The organism is Protofrankia sp. BMG5.30 (genome assembly GCF_001983005.1).
Lineage (GTDB): Bacteria > Actinomycetota > Actinomycetes > Frankiales > Frankiaceae > Protofrankia > Protofrankia coriariae.
The window spans coordinates 1-5,424 of sequence record NZ_MOME01000054.1 but is presented as its reverse complement, the minus strand read 5'-3'; the positions used below and the strand labels follow the sequence as shown (position 1 = coordinate 5,424).

The 5,424-nt window shown below is 70.1% G+C and carries 4 protein-coding genes and 1 tRNA gene; 2 read left to right on the top strand and 3 right to left on the bottom strand.

The window, feature by feature from the left end; genetic code table 11:
* Positions 1-119: 119 nt before the first annotated feature.
* Entirely contained in the window at positions 120-683 is a 564-nt protein-coding gene (locus tag BL254_RS22350; RefSeq protein ID WP_175648447.1) for a hypothetical protein, read from the top strand.
* Positions 684-1,984: 1,301 nt separating this feature from the next.
* Positions 1,985-2,058 (top strand) — tRNA-Ala (locus tag BL254_RS22340).
* A gap of 31 nt (positions 2,059-2,089) precedes the next feature.
* Here BL254_RS22340 and BL254_RS22335 read toward each other — a convergent pair.
* The 3 genes from BL254_RS22335 to BL254_RS22325 form a co-directional block, all read right to left on the bottom strand.
* A complete protein-coding gene (locus BL254_RS22335; RefSeq protein WP_076844989.1) occupies positions 2,090-3,334 on the bottom strand; it encodes a tyrosine-type recombinase/integrase in 1,245 nt (414 codons plus the stop codon).
* Positions 3,331-3,693, bottom strand: coding sequence for a helix-turn-helix domain-containing protein (locus tag BL254_RS25445; RefSeq protein ID WP_052914907.1), 363 nt, complete (start codon positions 3,691-3,693; stop codon positions 3,331-3,333). The genes BL254_RS22335 and BL254_RS25445 overlap by 4 nt, the downstream gene beginning before the upstream one ends.
* Positions 3,694-3,803: 110 nt before the next feature.
* Positions 3,804-5,270 (bottom strand): replication initiator, encoded by a 1,467-nt coding sequence (locus BL254_RS22325; RefSeq protein WP_076844987.1) that lies wholly within the window; start codon positions 5,268-5,270, stop codon positions 3,804-3,806.
* Between the last annotated feature and the right edge of the window lie 154 nt (positions 5,271-5,424).

The window sequence follows — 5,424 nt, the reverse complement described above, 5'->3', positions numbered from 1 at the left end:
CGGGTATCCGGTGAGCAGCGGGTATCCGGTGAGCAGCGGGTATCCGGTGAGCAGCGGGTATCCGGTGAGCAGCGGGTATCCGGTGAGCAGTGGGCAGCCGGTGAGCAGATGGAAGASTCATGACCGATCGGGACCGTGGCAGGTCGTCGATGATCGTTGTCTTCGGCGGTGTGCAGATCGACAGCCGTGCCACCAACCCGCCGCGGTTTCGTGAGCRTGACGTTCCCGACGTCGAACGTCGGACCGCTGACGCGCTTGGCGCACTGCGTCCACGGCTGCTGGTCGGCGCGGCGGCGTCCGGAGCCGACCTGGTGGTGCTGGCGGCCGCGCGCTCGAAAGGGCTCCCCGTACGCGTGGTGCTGCCCTTCGACGTGCCCACGTTCAAGCAGACGTCGGTCGAGGACAGGGGACCGCAGTGGTGTCTCCGATACGACCAGCTGATCAGCTCGCTGAAACCGGACGAGCTGGAGATTCTCGACGAGATCAGGGACGCCGGCGTCTACCACCGGACGAACACACGCCTGCTTGAGCGCGCGGCGCGGTTGCGGCAGACCGCTGACGAGGAGATCGTCGCACTGGTGCTGCGCCCGGTCGTCTCACATCGGGCGTCGGTGACCGACGACCTCGTCGACAAGGCCAGGCACGCGGGTCTGCGGGTCGTAGAGGTGCCGACCCTTGGCTGAAGGCCCCCTACCGGGGTCTGTGCCACGACCTGTGCGGCGGGCCGGCCTGCGTCCGGGGGTAAGGCCGCCCGCGGCCGGGCTCGTACCCGCAGGCCGCGGGCCCCGGCGGCCACGCGGCCGGCGGCCCGGTAGGTCGATGGAGCGTTGTCAACCGCGATCGAACTGACCTAGATCATATGGACTCGTGTCGGGGTGCGCTGTGCATAATGGCTCCGTGACCATGTGCGCGCCACAGCTTCCCGAGCTGCCTGCCGGGGCTGCCACGTGCACGAACGCGGGATGCTGTTGTCCGCGCCCTCGCGTGCGCTGACGTCCGCTTTCTTCTCCTGACGTCCATGACCGCCTTTGCGTCRCCGGTCATGCACGCGAGGGTCCATTAGTCGGAGAAGTCCAGTTCGTTTCGGGAAATCCTGTTCGTGCCGGTCGCAATTGCCCGATCCGATTGCTGTGGCTGTCCTTGCCCAATGTGCTTCAGCATACGACGCGGTTGCTGAAAGCCGGGCCTGTCGGCAGTACGGACGTCTCTCCGTTACTTGTTCCGCCGCCTGTCATCACCAACGTGAGCGCAAAGGGGCGTCACAGTGAGTAATGGCCACCGCGGTCAGCGGTACAGGACGACGCCGGGCGACCCCGGCCCCCGGGAGCCGACGTTCGAGGAGTGGACCTCGAGCCTGCGGGCCGCCGGGTTCCGGCTGTGCCCTCGTAGCTGCGCCGTACCGGTGGAACTACGCGGACTGCGTCCGGACGGGGTCGGGTTCCATCTACGGTGCCRTGGAGTGCGGGTGGAACTGTTGTTGTTCCGCCCCGGCCGCGCGATGTGGCAACTGCCGTTCTGGGATCCACGGTGGGTCCCAGAAGAAGGCTTGTCGCTCTGGGTAAACTACCCGCTGGACGGCCCCTCATCCGGGCGCTGGCCCTTCGGACATTCGGCTCCCCCTCTTCCGAACACGGATAATGGTACACATACCGGTGGTCCGGCGGGCAACAGTCATATTCCCGACAGCGTCCGCATGGTGTTCGACCGCGAGGACGCACCGGATTTCCGGGTTGTCCTCGACGGCGACCGAGAATACGGCTGGCGCGKCCACGAGGCAGGACTCCTGCGGCCCGCTGCCGCGGCAACGTTCTTCGCCCGGCTGATGTGCGAGGCGGACCCGGYCGCCGGCCCTACCCTGGCCCCGCTGGTACCCAGGGCGCGGAAGGGTGAGGCATCCCCGACACCGGCCGCGGCGGGGCAGGAACTGCTCAGCGGGGGCCGTCCACCACATCCGTCCGGTCTGCTGTAAGCTGCAAGAACTCCAGGGGGTGTAGCTCAGCCTGGTAGAGCGCCTCCCTCGCACGGAGGAGGCCAGGGGTTCGAGTCCCCTCACCTCCACCCCGTCCCACCAGGGCTTTTTGCTCCGGTGTTAGTCGTCGGTCAGGGGCGATGGGCCCTCCGGGTGCACATCCGGGTGCACATCGCCTTCCTGATCATGGCTTTCTGTCGTGTCTTCGTCCTGCTCCACGTCGGTCGTGCCGAGGATGAGCCCGGCCACGGCGCCGGCCGCCGCCGCGTCCATCCCGGGGATCACGTGGCTGTATGCCCGCAGCRTGAACGCCACGTCGGCATGCCCGAGCCGCTCCGACACGATCTTCGGATGGACGCCGGACTTCAGCGCGGCCGTGGCGTAGCTGTGTCGGACGTCGTGCAGGCGGATCACCGGCAGACCGGCCGCGCGGGCATGGCCTTGGAACCAGTCGGTCACCGAGTCCGGGTGGATGTGCGCCCCGTCCGGCCAGCAGAACAGCAGGTCGTTGGTGTGCCCGGTGAGCTCGCGTTCCTGCTCCCACCGGCGGATGTGGACACGCAGCGCGGCGAGGGTCGTCCGGTCCAGCGTTCGTGGACGCTGCCCCGACTCGGTCTTCGTCTCCGACTCCGCGGCCAGGCCGTCGACGACAACGCGCGGGATGGCCGGGACCACCGTGCCGGCCGCCACGTCGACGTCCTGCCGACGCAGCCCGACCGCCTCACCGCGACGCATCCCGGTCGTCACCAGCAGCAGGTACAGCGCGAACAACCGATCCCCGCGGGTGTGCTCGACGAACGCCCGGAGCTGTTCCGGTGTCCACACCGTCGGCGGCCGGCGTCCCACCGACGGCGGCCGGGCATCCTCCGCCACGTTGCGCGCCACGTACCCCCAGCGCACCGCGTCCGCCAACGCCCGGCGCATCACCCGGTGCACCGTGGCGACCGTCGCCCGGGACAGTCCCGCGCTCTGCGTGCCTCGCCGGTGTACCCGCCCCTGCGTGAGTAGGTGCCCGTACAACAGGTTCAGCCGCACCGGGGTCAGTTCCTGCAACAGCGTCGCCCCGATCACCGGGATCACGTAGGCGTCCTTGCACAGTCGGTACTTTTCCAGCGTCTTCGGGCGTACCGACGCCGTGACCGCGTCGCACCACTCGTTGAGGAAGTCCGCGACCGTGCGCCGCGACCGGGTCACGTGTCGGCCCTTCTCCGCTGCCGCGATCGCGGCCCGGAGCGCCTTTTCCGCTTCCTTGCGGGTGGCGAACCCGCTCTTGCTCGCCTGGCGTCGCTTGCCGGTCAGCGGGTCCGGTCCCAGGTCGAACCGGTACGCCCAGCCGTCGCCCTTGCGGTAGGCGCTGCCCTTCATGCGGCCGCTCCGTCCGGGGTCAGGATCGCGCGCAGACCGGCGGTGACGATGAAGACCCGGCCCCCGAGCCGGCGGGAGGGCAGTTCCCCGGACGAGGCCAGCCGGTAGGCGCCGGCCCGAGAGAGGCCCAGGAGTCCGGCCGCCCGCTCCACCGAGATCAGCGCGGGCAGGCCGTCGAGCGGGTCGGGGCCCGCCGGTGCCGTGGTGGCTGGGACGGCGGCCAGGCGTGGCCGGGCCTGTTCCGTCAGGTAGGCGTCCAGCCGGTCGGCGAGTGCCCGAAGCTCCGCGGGCAACGTGGCGATGTGGTCCGGTGTGGCCTCACCGGTGGCGGACTCCCGGAGCGGGATGCGGAAAGGCATTCTGGGTGTGCTCCTTGTCGGGGAGCGCGCTCCCGGCGCGGTTGCTTGGTTGGCGGGTGCGTCGGGGCGCGACGGCGGAGATGTCGTCGGGYCGGCCGGTAGGCGGTAGATCATGCTGCCTGCCGGTCCGTCCGGGCGGCTTCACGGCGTGACCGGGAGGATTCACGGTGCGACCGTGCTTGGTCGGCGGCCATCTCGGCGAGCATCCGGTCGCCGGTGCGGGCGTAGCCGGACGCCTGATACCGCCAGGACGCAAGGGTGATGACCTGGTCGTCGTCTTCGGGCCGGCCCCAGGCGTCCAGCGGGGTGCGTTCCTCGCCGGTGCGGGTGTGGGTGCGGGCCCAGGTGCGGCGGCGTTCCCGGCAGGCGGCGAACGTCGTGGAATACGTCCGCGACTTGGTGATCCAGTGGCCGTTGAAGCCGAACTGGTGGGCCCACCGGTGCAGGCCGAGTGCGTGGAAGACCGGCCAGGCCGCGAGCCGCCAGGCGGTGGTGACGATGGCGGCCTGATGCGCCGGTAGCAGGAGCCGGCGGGTGTGCAGGTCGTCGGCGTTGCGGATCCGGGAGTCCAGCGCCCCGGACGCGGTGACGGACTTCGTGACGTATTTGGCCAGGTAGTTCCCGACGGTGGCGGGGGTGAGTTCCCCGCCGGTGACGGTCAACGGTTTGGTGTCGGCCTGCTCGCCCCAGCGGACCACCGCTGTCGGTCCGGGGGTGCCTCGGTCGGGGGTGTGGCGGTGGGGGTTCGGGCAGGGTTGGACGGCGCGGCGGACCGCCCAGCGCCAGCAGGCCGCGAGCAGGTCGGCGGTGGCCCAGTCGGGCGGGGGTGCCCAGATGCCGGGGTCGGTGCCGGCGGCGTCGAGGCGGAGCACGGCGTGGAAGTGGATCGCGCCGCGGGCCTGCGCCTCGGCCACTTTGATGTAGCTGATCCGGATCTGTTCTCGTAGGTGGTGTTCGCTGACGCCGGTCAGCCGGGCGAGGCGCCGGTAGGTCAGGTCGATGGTGCGTTTCCACAGCCGGGGAGCGAACCGGTTCCACACGACCAGGGCGGGGGTGTCGTGGCAGTCCGGGCAGGTCGGCGCGCCCAACCGGGGGTCGTCGTCGGGGTGGACGAGCCGGCAGCCGCGGGCCCGGCCGTGGGGGCAGCGGCCGTGCCGGTCGTTGCAGATCTGGGCGGGGCCGTGGTTGGCCCGCCGGGAGTGCACCGGGCCGAACGAGGGGGCGGTGACGGTGACGAACAGCCCGGGATGGTCGGCGACCGTGTCGGGAATGGTCAGGCCACCGGCGAGGCCGGCGTGGACGATCTGCCAGGCGTCCCCGGCGTACAGGTAGGAGCAGGACGGGCAGACGGTGGCCCGCCGGTTCCCGCACGGCACGAGAATGGTGCCGTCCGGCATCGCGGCGGAGTCCATCACCCGGCGGATTTCCCCGGTGGTTTTATCGGCCTGGTCGATGCCGCCGGCAAGACGGATCGGATGGGCGCAGCCGCTGATGCGGGTGATCTGGTCCCACAGGGCGGACAGGGTGCCGTCGGTGATCCGGTCGGCCTGGTCGACGGCGAACGTGTCGGCGGTCACGGGAACTCTCTTCTACGCCACGGAGAATGCGGAGATCCGCATTCCCTTTTCCTGTTCCCGGACCAATGCCGCTAAGATAAGAACGGGCGCCGACAAGATCAATATCTGCTTGATCGTTTCAGTGCGGTTTTTGGCGTATGCACTCGGGCGGTGC